Source organism: Kitasatospora sp. NPDC088264 (genome assembly GCF_040685715.1).
Taxonomy (GTDB): Bacteria; Actinomycetota; Actinomycetes; order Streptomycetales; family Streptomycetaceae; genus Kitasatospora.
The window spans coordinates 51,589-67,070 of record NZ_JBFBIR010000008.1 but is presented as its reverse complement, the minus strand read 5'-3'; the positions used below and the strand labels follow the sequence as shown (position 1 = coordinate 67,070).

Annotated in this window: 16 protein-coding genes; 10 read left to right on the top strand and 6 right to left on the bottom strand. The window is 75.6% G+C overall.

The genetic code is table 11. The features are described from left to right. Positions 1-130 precede the first annotated feature (130 nt). The 4 genes from AB0O82_RS09215 (at position 131) to AB0O82_RS09200 (ending at position 6,483) form a co-directional block, all read left to right on the top strand. Positions 131-952, top strand: coding sequence for an EI24 domain-containing protein (locus AB0O82_RS09215; protein ID WP_363581724.1), 822 nt, complete (start codon positions 131-133; stop codon positions 950-952). A gap of 539 nt (positions 953-1,491) precedes the next feature. Next, positions 1,492-2,181 carry a lytic transglycosylase domain-containing protein gene (locus AB0O82_RS09210; RefSeq protein ID WP_363581722.1) on the top strand — a complete coding sequence of 230 codons (690 nt, stop codon included), beginning with the start codon at positions 1,492-1,494 and terminating at the stop codon, positions 2,179-2,181. A gap of 201 nt (positions 2,182-2,382) precedes the next feature. Beyond that, positions 2,383-3,387 carry a glycosyltransferase family 2 protein gene (locus tag AB0O82_RS09205; RefSeq protein WP_363581720.1) on the top strand — a complete coding sequence of 335 codons (1,005 nt, stop codon included), beginning with the start codon at positions 2,383-2,385 and terminating at the stop codon, positions 3,385-3,387. A 174-nt stretch (positions 3,388-3,561) separates the two neighbouring features. Further along, positions 3,562-6,483: an FAD-binding and (Fe-S)-binding domain-containing protein gene (locus AB0O82_RS09200; protein ID WP_363581718.1), complete on the top strand. Its 2,922-nt coding sequence runs from the start codon at positions 3,562-3,564 to the stop codon at positions 6,481-6,483. On the opposite strand, the gene AB0O82_RS09195 is transcribed toward AB0O82_RS09200, so the two are convergent. Next, entirely contained in the window at positions 6,480-6,830 is a 351-nt protein-coding gene (locus tag AB0O82_RS09195; protein ID WP_363581907.1) for a hypothetical protein, read from the bottom strand. The genes AB0O82_RS09200 and AB0O82_RS09195 overlap by 4 nt on opposite strands. Here AB0O82_RS09195 and AB0O82_RS09190 point away from each other — a divergent pair. Beyond that, a complete protein-coding gene (locus AB0O82_RS09190) occupies positions 6,759-6,923 on the top strand; it encodes a TetR family transcriptional regulator C-terminal domain-containing protein (protein ID WP_363581905.1) in 165 nt (54 codons plus the stop codon). The two genes, AB0O82_RS09195 and AB0O82_RS09190, sit on opposite strands and share 72 nt — an antisense overlap. A 105-nt stretch (positions 6,924-7,028) precedes the next feature. Here AB0O82_RS09190 and AB0O82_RS09185 read toward each other — a convergent pair whose 3' ends face one another. Together AB0O82_RS09185 and AB0O82_RS09180 are read right to left on the bottom strand one after the other, a co-directional pair. Then, positions 7,029-7,502 (bottom strand): CBS domain-containing protein, encoded by a 474-nt coding sequence (locus tag AB0O82_RS09185; RefSeq protein ID WP_363581716.1) that lies wholly within the window; start codon positions 7,500-7,502, stop codon positions 7,029-7,031. 77 nt (positions 7,503-7,579) lie between these two features. After that, the gene (locus tag AB0O82_RS09180; RefSeq protein ID WP_363581714.1) at positions 7,580-8,551 is read right to left on the bottom strand and encodes an SPFH domain-containing protein; all 972 of its coding nucleotides are present in this window, start codon (positions 8,549-8,551) and stop codon (positions 7,580-7,582) included. A 171-nt stretch (positions 8,552-8,722) separates the two neighbouring features. On the opposite strand from AB0O82_RS09180, the gene AB0O82_RS09175 reads away from it, so the two are divergent. After that, positions 8,723-9,502 (top strand): uracil-DNA glycosylase, encoded by a 780-nt coding sequence (locus tag AB0O82_RS09175; RefSeq protein WP_363581712.1) that lies wholly within the window; start codon positions 8,723-8,725, stop codon positions 9,500-9,502. Positions 9,503-9,580: 78 nt separating this feature from the next. Here AB0O82_RS09175 and AB0O82_RS09170 read toward each other — a convergent pair whose 3' ends face one another. Beyond that, positions 9,581-10,354 carry an SDR family oxidoreductase gene (locus AB0O82_RS09170; protein WP_363581710.1) on the bottom strand — a complete coding sequence of 258 codons (774 nt, stop codon included), beginning with the start codon at positions 10,352-10,354 and terminating at the stop codon, positions 9,581-9,583. Between the two features lie 147 nt (positions 10,355-10,501). Here AB0O82_RS09170 and AB0O82_RS09165 point away from each other — a divergent pair, with 147 nt between their 5' ends. After that, positions 10,502-11,353, top strand: coding sequence for a helix-turn-helix transcriptional regulator (locus AB0O82_RS09165; RefSeq protein WP_363581708.1), 852 nt, complete (start codon positions 10,502-10,504; stop codon positions 11,351-11,353). Positions 11,354-11,360: 7 nt separating this feature from the next. On the opposite strand, the gene AB0O82_RS09160 is transcribed toward AB0O82_RS09165, so the two are convergent. After that, on the bottom strand, positions 11,361-12,248 hold the full coding sequence (locus AB0O82_RS09160; RefSeq protein WP_363581706.1) for a CHAD domain-containing protein: 888 nt from the start codon (positions 12,246-12,248) through the stop codon (positions 11,361-11,363). 304 nt (positions 12,249-12,552) lie between these two features. Between AB0O82_RS09160 and AB0O82_RS09155 the strand changes: the two genes are divergently transcribed. The 3 genes from AB0O82_RS09155 (at position 12,553) to AB0O82_RS09145 (ending at position 14,917) form a co-directional block, all read left to right on the top strand. Next, complete coding sequence (locus AB0O82_RS09155; RefSeq protein ID WP_350883589.1) at positions 12,553-13,227, top strand: hypothetical protein; 675 nt, start codon at positions 12,553-12,555, stop codon at positions 13,225-13,227. A 149-nt stretch (positions 13,228-13,376) separates the two neighbouring features. Then, a complete protein-coding gene (locus tag AB0O82_RS09150) occupies positions 13,377-14,198 on the top strand; it encodes a thioredoxin domain-containing protein (RefSeq protein ID WP_363581704.1) in 822 nt (273 codons plus the stop codon). Between the two features lie 68 nt (positions 14,199-14,266). After that, complete coding sequence (locus AB0O82_RS09145) at positions 14,267-14,917, top strand: vitamin K epoxide reductase family protein (RefSeq protein WP_363581702.1); 651 nt, start codon at positions 14,267-14,269, stop codon at positions 14,915-14,917. Positions 14,918-14,950: 33 nt separating this feature from the next. Here AB0O82_RS09145 and AB0O82_RS09140 read toward each other — a convergent pair whose 3' ends face one another. After that, positions 14,951-15,448: an NUDIX hydrolase gene (locus tag AB0O82_RS09140; protein WP_363581700.1), complete on the bottom strand. Its 498-nt coding sequence runs from the start codon at positions 15,446-15,448 to the stop codon at positions 14,951-14,953. Positions 15,449-15,482: the final 34 nt, after the last annotated feature.

Here is a 15,482-nt window from a genome sequence, read left to right as displayed (position 1 = left end):
CGACAGGTCGGGGAGCACCGAGGGTGGCCCCGCAGGCGTCACGACAGGAGGGGCCCGGCCCTGCCGGTCGAAACTGGCAGGAACACGGCAATGCGGGGTTCCGGAGGAGGAACCCCTAAGGTGATCGCCCATGCGAGATCTTGTGGCGGGGATGAAGTACCTGGTCGGGGGCCAGAAGTGGGTGGGCCGGCACGGCCGCTGGTGGGGCTTCGGCATGCTGCCCGCGCTGCTCACCCTGGCCGGCTACGCCGTCGCGCTCGTCTTCCTCGGCGGCTGGTCGAAGGACCTCGCCGACTGGGCCACCCCGTTCGCCGACCGCTGGAGCTCGCCCTGGCAGGGCCTGCTGCGCGACGCGCTCGCCGCGATCGCCTTCGGCGGCGGCCTGCTGCTCTCGCTGCTCACCTTCACCGCCGTCACCCTGCTGGTCGGCCAGCCCTTCTACGAGGCGCTGTCCGCGAAGGTCGACGAGACCGAGGGCGGTGCGCCCGCCCCGCCGGAGTCGTCACTGTGGCGCGAACTGGTGATCGCGGTACGGGACAGCGCCTATGTCCTGGTGCGGGTGGCCGCGTTCGGCGTGGTGCTGTTCGCCTGCGGCTTCATCCCGGTGATCGGGCAGACGGTGGTGCCGGCTCTGGGTTTCCTGGTGTCCGGCTTCTTCCTGACCGTCGAGCTCGCCGCCGTCGCCCTCCAGCGGCGCGGGGTGCCGCAGCGCGAGCGGATCCGGCTGCTGCGCGCCCGGCTCGGGCTGGCGCTGGGCTTCGGCACGCCGCTGATTCTGGCGTTCCTGGTTCCGCTGGTGACGGTGCTCGCCATGCCGGGGGCCGTCGCGGGCGCCACCCTGCTGGCCCGGGACCTGGCCCTCGACCCGGTCCACGACGCGGCCCCGGCGGACGAGCAGGAGCCGGAGCCGGCCCCCCGGCCCGCCGCCGGAAGCCCGCACGCGACCTCCTGAGGCGGTGACCGGCCGGTCACCCTGCGCCGATCCCGGCCGTCCGGACATGTGAGGCCGCCCACACGGGGTTCGCCGTCTACGGCCCCCGATAGTGGATGGCTGCGGCCAGGGCGTTGGCCGACCATCCGGCACGGGCTCCCGTCCCGCGTCGGGCCGCCCGGAACACCTCGAAGAACGCAGGCCACCACACCTCGCACCCGCACATTCCGCCCGCGCCACCAGCCTCCGACCTACAAGTACGCAAGTCGGACAAATTCTCCCAAAACCATCACCGCTTCTCGCCACGCCCGCCTTGCGGCTACTACCCGCCGTAGTGGCAACTGCCTTTGCGACCCGTCCCCGGCCCTGCCAAGAATGGCCCGTCGCCAGGCAGCGCAGCCGGCCCCGTCCGCCGCGCAGCCGACCCGCCCCGCCACTTCCGCCGGGGCACCACGGCCGTCCCGGACGGCCGCGCGGGCCCCGCTCACCCGGGCGCCCGTGCGATGCCCCGCACCCGGTGCCACCGGCACGGCCCCCGACGGAAAAGGATTGTCCGCTTCATGCAGCTCAGCCATGCCCGCCGCAACTCCCTGATCACCGGCATCGCCACCCTCGTCGTCGCGAGCGCCGCCACCGCCGCCCTCGCCCTCCCGCAGGCCGGGAGCACCACCGAGGCCGCCGCCCCCGCGGCCGCCGTCACGGTGGACGACAAGGCGGCCGCCGACCAGGCCCAGGCTGACACCGCTGCCGCTGCCGCCGCCGCCGACCAGGCCGCCCAGGAAGCCCAGGCGCAGGCCCAGGCGCAGGCCCAGGCCGAGGCGGAGTCCGCCGCCCAGGCCCAGGCCGAGGCCGACGCGAAGGCCCAGGCGGACGCCAAGGCCGACGCGGACGCCAAGGCCGACGCGGACGCCGCCGCCTCCCGCTCCCAGGCGCGCCAGAACCTCACCAGCGCCCCGGCCCTCACCGGCAGCCCGCAGCAGATCGCCGCGCAGCTCGTCCCGGCCGGCCAGCTCCAGTGCTTCAGCAACATCGTGTCCCGCGAGAGCAGCTGGAACCACCTCGCCGTCAACGCCTCCTCCGGCGCGTACGGCCTGGTGCAGGCGCTGCCCGGCAGCAAGATGGCCTCGGCCGGCTCCGACTGGCGCACCAACCCGGCCACCCAGATCAAGTGGGGCCTGGACTACATGAACTCCCGCTACGGCAGCCCCTGCGCCGCCTGGTCGTTCTGGCAGAACCACCACTGGTACTGAATCGAGGCCGCCAAGCCTCTGCCCCCCGGGCCCGCGACGCAGCACGCGTCGCGGGCCCCGGCGCGTTCCGGCTGTCGTGGACGCGTCCGGCAGGCCGCGTGAAGATATGGCGTACGGTCGTACGATTTGGCGGGGATTGATCGGTATTACGCACCGTCAGGGCTTTGCCACGGTCAGCGCGTCCTCTTACGCTCCGGCGTCATGCCCTCACCCCTCATCAGCGTCGTGCTCCCCGCCTACGACCAGCACGAACAGCTCGCGGACTGCCTGGACTCGCTGCTCGCGCAGTCCCTCCAGGACGTCGAGGTGATCGTGGTCGCCGACCGCTCCCCCGACGCCGCGGGCGAGCTCGTCGACGCGTACGCGGCCCGGCACCCGCGGTTGTCGGTCCTGCACCTCAACGCGGCGGTCGGGGTCGGGGTGAGCCGGAACGCGGGGGCGGCGCGGGCGGCCGGCGAGTACCTGCTCTTCCTGGACGCCGACCACCAGCTGCCCCAGGACGCGCTGCGGACCCTCGCCGACCGGCTCGGGCAGACCGGCCCGGTGGACCTGCTGCTGTTCGGCCACTCCCGCCGGCACAACGACCGGAACTGGCCGGGCGGGGCGGAGTCGCTGCTCGCCGAGGCCGGCCCCGAGGTGTTCGAGCCCTTCGACCAGCCCGCGCTGTTCGGCGCGCCGCCGCTGGTCTGGGACCGGCTGATCCGCCGCGGCCACTGGGAGGAGCTGCGGCTGGCCTTCCCCGACGGCCGGTACGAGGAGATCCCGGTGGTGCACGCGGCGCTGCTCGGCGCCCGCCGCGTCGCCGTGCTGGCGCGCGAGTGCGTGCAGCTGCGCCGCCGGGAGACCGTCCACCCCACCGGCTCCCCGGGCAGCGGCGTGTTCGACCTCTTCGACCAGTACGAGCGCAGCTTCGCGCTGCTGGAGGACCAGCCGCACCTGTACGCGGTGCGGGACGCGCTGTTCGTCCGGATGATCCGGCACTACCTGTTCGTCTTCGACCTGGCCGGGTGCGTCACCCGCGCCGAGCGGCCGCAGTTCTTCCACCGGGCCGCCGAGCACCACCGGCGCTTCCAGCCGCCCGGCCACCGGCGGCCGGGCGGCCGCGAGGGGATCAAGTTCTCGCTGCTGGCCGGCGGCGCCTACCCGGCGTTCGAGATGGCCAAGCTCTCCCACATCGCCCGCGGCACGCTCACCGGGCGGCGGTGACCGGACTCCGGACGTGTGCGGCCCCGCCTCCGCAGGCGGCGGGGCCTAGGCCCTAGCCGGGTGGCCGCCCGCCGACACCCCATCGGCGGTACCCCGGCCGTGGCCGGTACCCCTGCGGGCGCGCGGCTGCCATGATCGGCCGGAGCCGTCGCCGCACCCGCCCGGAGGTCCCTGGTGAGCCGTCCGTCCGCAGCCCCCGGGGCCGAGCTGGCCCGCGAACTGGCCGCCGTGCTGCGCGGGGAGGTCCGCTTCGGCACCGCCGAGCGGACCGTCTACAGCCACGACGCGTCCAACTACCGGCAACTGCCGCTCGGCGTGGTCAAACCCGCGGACCTCGACGACGTCCGCACCGCCCTCGCGCTCTGCCGCCGGTACGGCGTGCCGGTGGTGCCGCGCGGGGCGGGCACCAGCATCGGCGGGCAGGCGATCGGCCCGGGCGCGGTGGTGCTGGACTTCCGCCGCCACCTCGGCGCCGTCCTGGACGTCGACCCGCAGGCCCGCACCGCCCGGGTCCAGCCGGGCACCGTGCTGGACGACCTCCAGCGCGCCGCCCGGCCGTACGGGCTGCGCTTCGGCCCCGACCCGTCCACGCACAGCCGCTGCACCCTCGGCGGCATGATCGGCAACGACTCCTGCGGCTCGCACTCGCTCGCCTGGGGGCGCACCTCGGACAACGTCGAGCGGCTGGACCTGCTGCTCGCGGACGGCACCGAGCTGACCGTGGGCGGTCGGCTCACCCCGCAGGAGCGCGCCGCGCTCCGCACCCTGCCCGGGCGGCCCGGTGAACTCCACCGGCAGCTCCAGGAGTTCACCGACCGCAACCTCGCCACCATCCGCCAGGGCCTGCCCGCGCTGCCCCGCCGCACCTCCGGCTACCCGCTGGACGCCCTGCTGCCCGAGCACGGCCACGACCTGGCCCGCGCGCTCACCGGCACCGAGGGCACCTGCGCGCTGCTGCTCGGCGCGACCGTCCGGCTGGTCGAGGAGCCGCCCGCGCGCGCCCTGGTGGTGGCCGGCTACCCCGACGAAGGCGCCGCCGCCGACGCCGTCCCCGCGCTGCTGCCGCTCGGGCCGCTCACCGCCGAGGGCATGTCCGCCGACCTGATCGCCGCACTGCTCGCCGCCGGCCCCCGCCCGCCCGCACTGGACCGGCTGCCCGCGGGCGAGTGCTGGCTCTTCCTGGAGACCGGCGGCGCCACCCCGGTCGAGGCCTACCAGGCCGCCCGCCGGCTCGCCGACGCGGTGCGCCGCGAGCGCTCCGCCTCCGTCGCCCTCGTCACCGACCCGGCCGAGCAGCGCCAGCTCTGGGCCGTCCGGGAGGCGGGCGCCGGCATCGTCACCCGGCTGCCCGGCGGCGGCGAGGCCTGGCCCGGCTGGGAGGACTCCGCCGTCCCGCCCGAGCGCCTCGGCGACTACCTGCGGGACCTGCGCGCCCTGCTGCGCCGGCACAGCCTGCGCGGCGTGCCGTACGGGCACTTCGGCGACGGCTGCGTGCACCTGCGGATCGACTTCCCGCTGGACGAGCCCGCCGGGGTACTGGTCTTCCGGGAGTTCCTGGAGCAGGCCGCCGACCTGGTGGTCTCCTACGGCGGTTCGCTCTCCGGCGAGCACGGCGACGGGCAGGCCCGCGGCGAACTGCTGCCCCGGATGTACCCGCCCGACGTGATCGCCCTGTTCGGCGAGTTCAAACGGATCTGGGATCCCGAGCACCTGCTCAACCCGGGGACCATGGTCGACCCGCGCCCGCTCGACGCCGACCTGCGCTTCGTCACCGTCCCGCGCCGCCCGCTGCCGCTCGCCCTCCCGTACGAGCAGGACGGCGGCAGCCTGGCCAAGGCCGTGCACCGCTGCGTCGGCGTCGCCAAGTGCGTGGACCCGAACACCGGGGTGATGTGTCCCAGCTACATGGCCACCGGCGAGGAGCGGCACTCCACCCGGGGCCGGGCCCGGCTGCTGGCCGAGATGCTGCGCGGCATGGCAGCACCTCCCGGCCGCCAGGGCGGCGCGACGATCGCCGACGGCTGGCGCTCGACGGAGGTCCGGGAGGCCCTGGACCTCTGCCTGAGCTGCAAGGGCTGCGCGAGCGACTGCCCGGTCCATGTCGACATGGCGACCTACAAGGCCGAGTTCCTGCACCAGCACTACCGGCACCGCCCGCGCCCGCTCGCCCACTACTCGATGGGCTGGCTGCCGCTCTGGCTGCGGGCCGCCGCCCTCGCCCCCGGCGCCGCCAACACCCTCGCCCGCTCCCCGGCCGCCGGGCTGCTCAAGCGGCTCGGCGGGATCGACCGGCGCCGGGTGCTGCCGGTCCTCCCGCCGGAGACCTTCACCCGCTGGTACCGCCGCCACCGCGCCGCGCACCCGGCCCCGGCGGGGGCACGGCCGGTGCTGCTGTGGCCGGACACCTTCTCCGACCACCTCCAGCCGAACGTGCTGCGCTCCGCCGTCGAGGTGCTGGAGCACCTGGGCTTCGACGTACGGCTGCCCGCCGGCCCGGTCTGCTGCGGCCTGACCTGGTACTCCACCGGCCAACTCGGCACCGCCCGCCGGGTGTTGCGGCGCAGCCTGCGGACGCTGGCCGGCGCCGGGCTGCCCGCCGACACCCCGGTGGTCGGGATGGACCCGAGCTGCACCGCCGCCCTGCGCGAGGACCTGCCCCGGCTGCTCGGCCCGGACGGCCGCCCGCTCGCCGAACGCACCCGCACCTTCGCCGAGTTCCTCGACCAGTACGCCCCCGACACCCCGCTCCCCCAGGTCCCGCTGGACGCCGTCACCCAGACCCACTGCCACCAGCACGCCGTCCTCGGCAGCGCCGCCGACCGCCGGATCGAGGACCGACTCGGCCTGCACAACCGGGTGCTGGACTCCGGCTGCTGCGGCCTGGCCGGCAACTTCGGCTTCGAGCGGGGCCACTTCGAGGTGTCCGAGGCGATCGCCGAGCGCGTCCTGCTCCCCGAGGTCCGGGCCGCCGCCCCCGACACGGTGGTCCTGGCCGACGGCTTCAGCTGCCGCACCCAGATCGCCCAACTCGCCCAGGGCCGCCAGGCCCTGCACCTGGCGGAACTGATCGCCCGGGCGCTTCGGGAGCGCGATTAGGGCGCGGCGTGCTCCCCGAGGAAGGCCCCGGCGCGGGCCGCGGCCTCCTCCTTCGTCGGGTAGCCGCAGTCGGCCGCGCCGCGCACACCGTCGGCGCCGACGCCCACCCAGCGCCAGCCGCCGGATTCCGCATCCTGCTCCAACTCGGCGGTGCCGCCGAACAGTTCGAGCCCGCCCGGCGGCGCCGCCGGGCGGGCCTCCGGCCACTTCTTCCGGGCGCCCTGCCGGGTGAGCTGATCCACCGCGTCCTGGCGGAGGCCGAGCGCGCCGGCGCCCTGGCGCCCGGCCTCGACCTCGCCGTCGAGACCCGCCGCCTCTCCGCCCTGCTCGACGGCCTCACCCTCCAGGCCGTCCAGCACCCGGACCTGGTCGGCCCGGGCGAACTGCGCGCCGTACTGCGCCGCCACCTCGACACACTGGCCGGACGATGCCCTGACTGATCGCAACGGCCCTGATCCGCCACAGCCCTGATCCACCACGGCCGGTACCCCCCGACCCGATCCGCCGCCGTCGTCAGACCCCGGCGCCGTCAGACCCCGGCGCCGTCAGGCCCCGGCCTTGGCCTCCTCCTCCGTGGCCGCCTCCTCCATGGGCGCCTCCTCTGCGCAGACCGCCGACACGAACTCCGCGACCCGAGCCTGCGGCAGCCCGCGCGCGATGTCCGCCTCGCTGATCATCCCGACCAGCTTGTGCTCCGGGTGGTTGATCACCGGCAGCCGGCGCACCCGGTACTGCTCCATCACCCGTAGGACCTGCTCCGCGTCCTCGTCCGCCTCCACCGTCATCGGCCGGCCCAGGGCCAGCTCGCCCGCCGTCACCCCGGCCGGGTCCCGGCCCTCGGCGACACAGCGCAGCACGATGTCGCGGTCGGTCACGATGCCCAGCAGTTTGTCGTCCTCCCCGCAGATGGGCAGCGCGCCGACGTGCCGTTCCCGCATGATCCGGGCGGCGGCGGCGAGCGTCTCGTGCTCGCGGATGCACTCCGCGCCCGGGTGCATGATGTCGCTGGCTCTGGTCATGGTCCCGCCTCCTGGCCTGGCTTCCGCCCCCCTGTCCATCCTGGTCCGGGCCCGCGGAGGCCGCCACCGGGCACCGGTCAGGCCGCCTGGTCCGGCTCCGCGCGCCCGCCCGGCGCGTCCGCGCCCGGAAGCGGCGACTGGTCCAACAGTTCCTCCAGCGGCGGGAGTTCGTGCTGCGACCGGTCCTGCTCGACCTCCGCCTTCGCTGCCTCCTCCCGCTCCACGGCGGCCCGTTCGGCGGCCTTCGCCGCTGCCGCCGCGGCATTCACCGCGGCCCGCTGCTGGTTGTCCGTCGCGCTGTCCAGGAAGCGCAGCAGCTCCACCGGGAAGGGCAGCACCAGCGTCGAGTTCTTCTCCGCCGCCACCTCCACCACCGTCTGGAGCAGCCGCAGTTGGAGCGCCGCCGGGGTCGCGCTCATCACCGCCGCCGCCTCCGACAACCGGGCCGAGGCCTGGTACTCACCGTCCGCCGTGATGATCCGCGCCCGCCGCTCCCGCTCGGCCTCCGCCTGCCGCGCGATCGAGCGCTTCATCGACTCCGGCAGCGCGACGTCCTTGATCTCCACCCGGTCGATCTGGATGCCCCAGCCCAGCGCCGGGCTGTCGATCATCAACTCCAGCCCCTGGTTGATCGGTTCGCGGTTGGCCAGCAGGTCGTCCAGCTCGCTCTTGCCGATGATCGAGCGCAGCGAGGTCTGCGCCACCTGGGAGATCGCGAACTGGTAGTCCTGCACGTTGACGGTCGCCCTCACCGGGTCCTCGACCCGGAAGTACACCACCGCGTCCACCCGGACGGTCACGTTGTCCCGGGTGATGCCCTCCTGCGCCGGGATCGGCATCGTCACGATCTGCACGTTCACCTTGCGCAACTTGTCCGCGATCGGCAGCAGCGCCACCAGCCCGGGCTCGCGCACCTCCCTGCGCACCCGGCCGAAGCGGAACACCACTCCCTTCTGGAACTGCTGGACGACCCGGACACTCAGGCCCGCCCAGATCGCCCCCAGCCCGACCAGCCCCCCGATGGCACCCAGCACCGCATCGACGATCATCGCGGCCTCCTTGCGGCCTCGGCGAGGCCTCCTCGCGCACCAGCCAGCCCCGGCCGTCGCCGACCCGGCCCAGCCGGGGGCCGCCGGAGCAGCTGATTCCACGCTACGCCTGCCCGGGCAGGCCGGCGCAGGGCCGATGCGGGGCCAGAGCCGGACCGTAGGATCGTGGCCATGCCGCAGTCCGCCGCCGACGACCCCGGCCACCCCCGCCACCCCGCCGAGGCCGCCGCCCGCGCCACCTCGCTCACCGCGCTGGACCGCGTCGTCACCGACTGCCGGGCCTGCCCGCGCCTGGTCCAGTGGCGCGAGGAGACCGCCCGCACCAAGCGCCGCGCCTACCTGGACTGGGACTACTGGGCCCGCCCGATCCCCGGCTTCGGCCCGCCCGACGCCCCGCTCGTCCTGGTCGGCCTCGCCCCCGCCGCCCACGGCGCCAACCGCACCGGCCGGATCTTCACCGGCGACCCCTCCGGCGACCTGCTCTACGCGGCGCTCCACGACCTCGGACTCGCCAACCGCCCCGAGTCCGTCCGGTACGGCGACGGCCTGCGCCTGCACGGCGTCCGCATCACCGACCCGGTCCGCTGCGCCCCGCCCGACAACAAGCCCAGCACCGCCGAACGCGACACCTGCCGCCCCTGGATCACCCGCGAACTCCAGTTGCTGCGCCCCACCGTACGAACCGTCGTCGCCCTCGGCGGCTTCGCCTGGCAGGCCCTCCTGCCCGCCCTCGCGCAGGCCGGCTGGCAGGTCCCCCGGCCCCGACCCGCCTTCGGTCACGGCGCCCTGGCCGTCCTTCCCGCCACCGACGGCGGCCCCGCCCTCCAGCTGTACGGCTGCTACCACGTGAGCCCGCGCAACACCAACACCGGCCGCCTCACCACCCCCATGCTCCGCGCCCTGCTCCGCACCGCCGCCCGGTCGGCGGGGCTGGAACCGGCGCCGGAGTAGGCCCGGCGGCACCGACCCCCGTACGGTGCCGCCGGACCCGCCCCGACCGGGCCTTCCCCGAACCGGCCGGGCCCGCACTCAGTCGAACCGCCGGGTCGCGGTGATCCCGCCGTCCACCGGCAGGGTCACCCCGGCCACGTACGACGCCCGGTCGCTCAGCAGCCAGGCCGCCGCCTCCGCGATCTCGGTGTCCGAGCCCGCCCGGCCCAGCGGGGTCGAGCGGACCACCAGGGCGTCGAACTCCGGGCCGGACGCGAAGAACTGCTCCGTCGAGGGCGTCCGCACCACGCCGGGCGCGACGGCGTTGACCCGGATGCCGTGTCGGGCGTAGTCGGCGGTGGCCGCCTTCACCAGGCCGGTCAGGCCGTGCTTGGCGGCCTGCTGGACGCCGTCCCCGAAGCCGCCGACCAGCGCGCCCACCCCGGAGTTGAGCACCACCGCGCCGCCCCGACCGCCCGCCGCCATCGCCCGCAGCTGGGCCCGCAGGCAGAGCCAGCTGCCGCGCAGGTTGAGCGCGTGGGTGTCGTCCCACTCGGCCTCGGTGCGCTCGGCGAGCGGGGCCGGCGACAGGCCGGAGCCCGCGTTGTCGAAGGCCGCGTCCAGCCGGCCGTACGTCGTGAGCGCCGCCTCGACCGTCCGCTCGGCGCCCTCCGCGGTGGTCAGGTCGGCGACGACGGCCACCGCCCGGGCCCCGCCGGCCCGCAGCTCGGCGGCCAGCGCCTCCACCTCGGCGCCGGAGCGGGCGGCCAGCACCAGCAGCGCGCCCTCCCGGGCGAACAGCCGGGCGGCGGCCGCGCCGATGCCGCGCCCGGCGCCGGTGACGATCGTGACCTTGTCGTCGAGAAGTCCCATGCGGCGAGCCTCCCGGCGCCCCGCCCGGACCACCAGCGGCCAGCCCTTCCCGGGGACGGGCCGACCGGGGACCGGCCGACCGGGGACGGGCCGACCAGGGACGGCCAGGTCCTGGCTAACCCCGCCCGGCTGTGGCAGCGTGACCGCATGCCCGAAACCCCGCTGGGCGCGTTCCTGCGCGCCCGCCGCGCCCGCCTCGCGCCCGCCGAGGCGGGCCTGCCCCCGGCCGGGCGCCGCCGGACGCCCGGGCTGCGCCGCGAGGAGGTGGCGGCCCGCGCGGGCATCTCCGCCGACTACTACGCCCGGCTGGAGCAGGGCCGCCAGCGGGTGCCCACCGGCCCGGTCCTCGACGGCATCGCCGAGGCCCTGCAACTGGCCGGGGCGGAGCGCGCCTACCTGCACCGGCTGGCCGCCCGGCACCGCGCACCGGCCGGGGCACCGCCCGAGCCGCCGGCCGTCTCCGCCACCACCCTGGCGCTGCTGGACACCCTGGACGCCGCGCCCGCCTTCGTCACCGGCCCGACCTTCGAACTCCTCGCCTGGAACCGCCCGGCCGGCCTGCTGATGGCCTGGCCGGAACGGCGCCCGCCCCACGAGCGCAACCTGCTCTGGCAGGTGTTCTGCTGCCCGTACGGGGACCGCTCACAGGGCAACTTCGCGGCCACCGGCTCGATCGGCGCGGACCTCGTCGCCTCGCTGCGCGCCCACCACGCGGACCGCCCGGGGGACCGCGGGCTCACCCGCCTGGTCCGCCGGATGTCCTCGGACAGCCCGGCCTTCGCCGCGCTGTGGGATCGCCACCGGGCCGGCCCGCCCGGCCCCGGCCGGCTCCACATCCGCCACCCGGCACTGGACACCGACGTCCTGGACTACACGGTGCTCGCCCTGCCCGAGGAGGGCCGGTACGTCTTCGTCTGCCTCGCCCCACCCGGCAGCCGCGCCCGCCACGCCTTCGTCGCCGCCCACGACGCGGCCCCGGCCCACGCGGCGCCGACCTAGGTTCGCCCTAGCCGAACCGCGGCAGCTTGCGCCCCGCCGCCCGGTCCCACACCTGGGGCAGCCTGGCCCGGGCCGTCTCGGCGGCGGTGAGCTGGCGGGCGTAGAGCGCCCCGAGGCCGAAGGGCTCGCCGCTGTCGGCGGCCTGCCCGGCGAGGGTGTCGGCGGCGATCACCGCGTCCTGGTGCTCGCCCAGCAGTTCCTGGACGGCCTTCATCCGGTCCGTGTACCGCTCGGCGGCCGCGCCGACCGCCGGGGCGGCGGTCTCGCCGGCGTAGCGGGCGCGTTTGGCGGCCTTGCGGGCCTCGTGCAGGGCGCGGTCGCGCTGCTCGGCGGGCCCGGCCCCGGCGTCGAGGGCCGCCCGGACGCGCTCGCCGGTGCGGTGCTGCTCGCGCTCGGCGATCCGGGCCAGCTCGGGGACGGCGTCACGGCCGGCCCGGCGGCGCAGCGGGGGGTCGGCGAGGAGGGTGGCGAGGGCGTCGGCGAGGGCGCGGCGGCGCGGGCTGTCGAGGGCCGCGAGCACCTCGGGCCAGGCCTGCCGGTACTCGGCCCGCCCCCACCGCTCCAGCTCCGCCGCGACCCGCTCCGGCCGGCAGACGGCGGGCAGTGCCCGGGCCTGGGCGGCCAGCCGCTCGGCGAGCACCTCGCCGTCCCGGGCGCGGCCGAGGGCGGCTGCGAGCCAGCGCAGTTCGGCGACCAGGTGGTCGGTGGCCCCGGGGGCGAACAGCCGCCGGAAGGTCCGCAGGGCGCTGCGCAGCCGCCGGCAGGCGACCCGCATCCGGTGCACCGCGTCCGGTTCGTCCGCCCGGACGGCGTCGTCGAGGCCGGCCAGCACCGCCGCCTGGGCGCCGAGGCGGTCCAGCAGCACCTGCCCCACCGTGGTGGCGGGTCGCGCCATGAGCGCTCACCCCCTCATCGGGGTCACCGGGAACGCATTCCAGGCTACGGGCCCCGGTGCCCGACGACGACCAGGACCGCGACGGGGACGAGCAGGCCCGGGCGGGGACGAGCAGGCCCGGGCGGGGACGAGCAGGCCCGGGACGACCGCGCGGCGCACAGGACGCCGACCCGCACGAACAGCGAAGCGATCCCGGCTGAGCGCGCGTCAGGCGGGTGAACGAACGGCCTCCGGCGGACAACGCTTCCACTCCCCGGGTACGCGCCCTCGTGCCGGATGTAAGCGTCGTGGCATACTCCGGGACGTGACGACCTCCACCCATGCGATCAGGGCCCTGCGGGCCGCGGTGTTCACCGCGCTCGCCGTGCCGCTGTCCGCGCTGGGCCAGGTGGTCATCACGGGTCGCCCGCTGCCGCTCTCGCTGGTGGCGGCCGCGACCGCCGTCGTCTTCCTGGTCGCGGCCGCGCTGGCCGGCGGGGAGCGGCGGCTGCTGCACATCTCCGGTGTGCTGGTGCCGGTCGAGCTGCTGCTCAACACGACGTTCAACCTGGGGCAGGCCGGCTGTGGGCCGATCCTGTCCGAGCACGTGCCCGCGCGCGGCGTGAACCTCCTGGTGTGTGGCGGCGGTTCGGTGGACGGGTCGCTGCTGGCCGGTCCGCTGGGCCACGTGGGGCCGCTGGCCCCGGCGGCGACCCAGGTGCTGCTCCTGCTGGTGCACCTGGTGATCGCACTGGCCGCCGCTGCCTGGCTGCGGCTGGGCGACGCGGCCCTGTCGGGCCTGGCCCGGTCGCTGCGCGCGCTGCGCCAGTCGCTGGCCCGCCCGTTGCGCGCCCTGGTCCTGCTGCTGCTCCCGGCTCCGGTTCGGCCGGTGCTGCGGGTGCCGCTGCCGGTGTCGGACCGCGTGCGGCCGCGCCGCGAGGACGTGGTGCTGAGCCCGGCTCCCCGGCGTGGTCCGCCGGTTCTCGCGCCTGCCTGCTGACCCGCCCGAGGCCTTCCCGAGGCCTTTTGGGGCCGCCGCGCACGTTCGTCCGCAGGCAGCGCGCACAACTCCCGCGTTCACTCGATCCCGCCGCACCCGGTGCGGTTTCCCGCGCGCATCCGCGCGCCGCGTACAGGAGTTGACCTTCCATGGCTCAGACCCCCAGCAAGCAGCAGGCCAAGCGCATCAGTGCCCGTGAGCGGATCCAGGAGGCGCAGCGCATCGAGCAGGCGGCCTCGAAGCGCCGTCAGCGGATCGTCGTGGTGGTGTCCGCCGTCGCGGTGCTCGCCCTCGCGGGCGGAGCGGCGGTCGCGATCAACTCGGCGTCCGGCAAGAAGGACTCGAAGGCGGCCGCCGATGCGGCCGCGCCGACGGAGCTGGTCGTCCCGGCGAACGCCTCCGGCCCGGACGGCACGGTGATCACCTACGGCAAGGCCGACGCCCCGCACACCATGGAGGTGTACGAGGACTTCCGCTGCCCGGTCTGCAAGCACTTCGAGGCGGCGAACGGCGAGGCGGTCAAGAAGCTGACCGAGGACGGCTCGGTCAAGGTGGAGTTCCACCTGGCGGCGTTCCTGGACAACGCCCTCGGCGGCAAGGGCTCGCGCACCGCGCTGGCCGCCGCGGGGGCCGCGCTGAACGAGGGCGTGGACAAGTTCAAGCAGTTCCACGACGTGCTGTACGCCAACCAGCCCGACGAGCGGAAGGACGACTTCGGCAACGTCAACCACATCCTCGACCTGGCCGGCCAGGTGCCCGGGCTGAAGACGGACGCCTTCGTGAAGGCCGTCACCGACAAGACGTACGCGCCGTGGGCGGCGAAGGTCGCGGACGCGTTCAACGGCAGCGGGGTGACGGGCACCCCGACGGTCAAGGTGGACGGCAAGCCGATCACGCTGTTCAGCGGCCAGTCCACGGTGACGCCGGAGCAGTTCACCGCCCAGGTGAAGCAGGCCGCCGGCCTGAAGTAAGCACGGCACCACCGGCCCGGCCGAACCCCGGCCGGGCCGGCTCCTCCCAGCCACCGGAGTGTGCTGCCATGTCCGCCGCTACCTCTGTGCACCCCTCCCCTCCCGCCCCCGGCGCCCCCGGCCGTGCGCCGGTCGGCGCGGGCCGGGCGTTCTCCCTGCTGCTGTTCCTCGGCGGGCTGATCGGGCTGGCCGCCTCGGCCGTCCTGACCTTCGACAAGCTCCGCATCCTGGAGAACCCGTCCTACGTCCCCAGTTGCAACCTCAATCCGGTGATCAGCTGCGGTTCGGTGATGCGCACCGAGCAGGCGGAGGTCTTCGGGTTCCCGAACCCGCTGCTCGGGCTGGCCGCCTTCGGCTCGCTGGCGGCGGTCGGGGCGGGGCTGCTGGCCGGTGCCGCGTACCGGCGCTGGTTCTGGCTGGGCCTGCACGCGGGCACCCTGCTGGGGGTGGTGTTCGTGCACTGGCTGATCGACGAGGCGCTGTACCGGATCGGCGCACTGTGCCCGTACTGCATGGTGGTGTGGGCGACGGTGGTGGTGCTGTTCTGGTACACGACGCTGCACAACCTCCGGACGGGGGTGATCCCGGTGGGCCCGCGGCTGCGGCCGGTCGTGCGGGAGGCGGCGCGCTACCACTGGGCGGTGCCGGTGCTGTGGGCGGCGGTGATCGCGCTGCTGATCCTCAATCGGTTCTGGTACTACTGGAGCACGCTGGTCTGACGGGTCTGACGGACTGGCATATTTGACGGATCGTCAGCCTACGTATCCCGTGGAGTGCAGCAGCGCGGTGGCGCCGGTGCGCCGGGCCGCCAGGGCCCGGGCGAGTCGGCGCGCCGCGCAGGGGTGCAGCAGCGCGGCCGCCCGGGCGGGGGTGAAGTACCCGTACTCGGCGATCTCCTCGGCCTGCACCCGGATGGTCGCGCCGGCCGGGACCGTTCCGCCGTCGAACATGAACTGCACGGCGGGGTGGGCGTGTTCGCCCTGGCCGGGGATCGGATCGCGCCACTCGACGACGAGCAGCCGCAGCTCGCCGGCCACCAGCCCGGTCTCCTCGCGCAGTTCGCGGGCGGCGCATTCGGCGGGGCCCTCGCCCGGGTCCATCCCACCGCCGGGGAACTGCCACTGGGCGCGGTAACTGGCCTTCAGCAGCAGGACGTCGCCGCCTTCGCCGGTGAGCAGCACGCTGCAGCCGACGTAGGCGCGCAGCAGTCCGGCCAGCCAGTCCTGTTCCGAGAGCCAGGTGTCCGTCATCGCGCCTCCTCCGCCGGTGCCCCGTCGCGGTGGC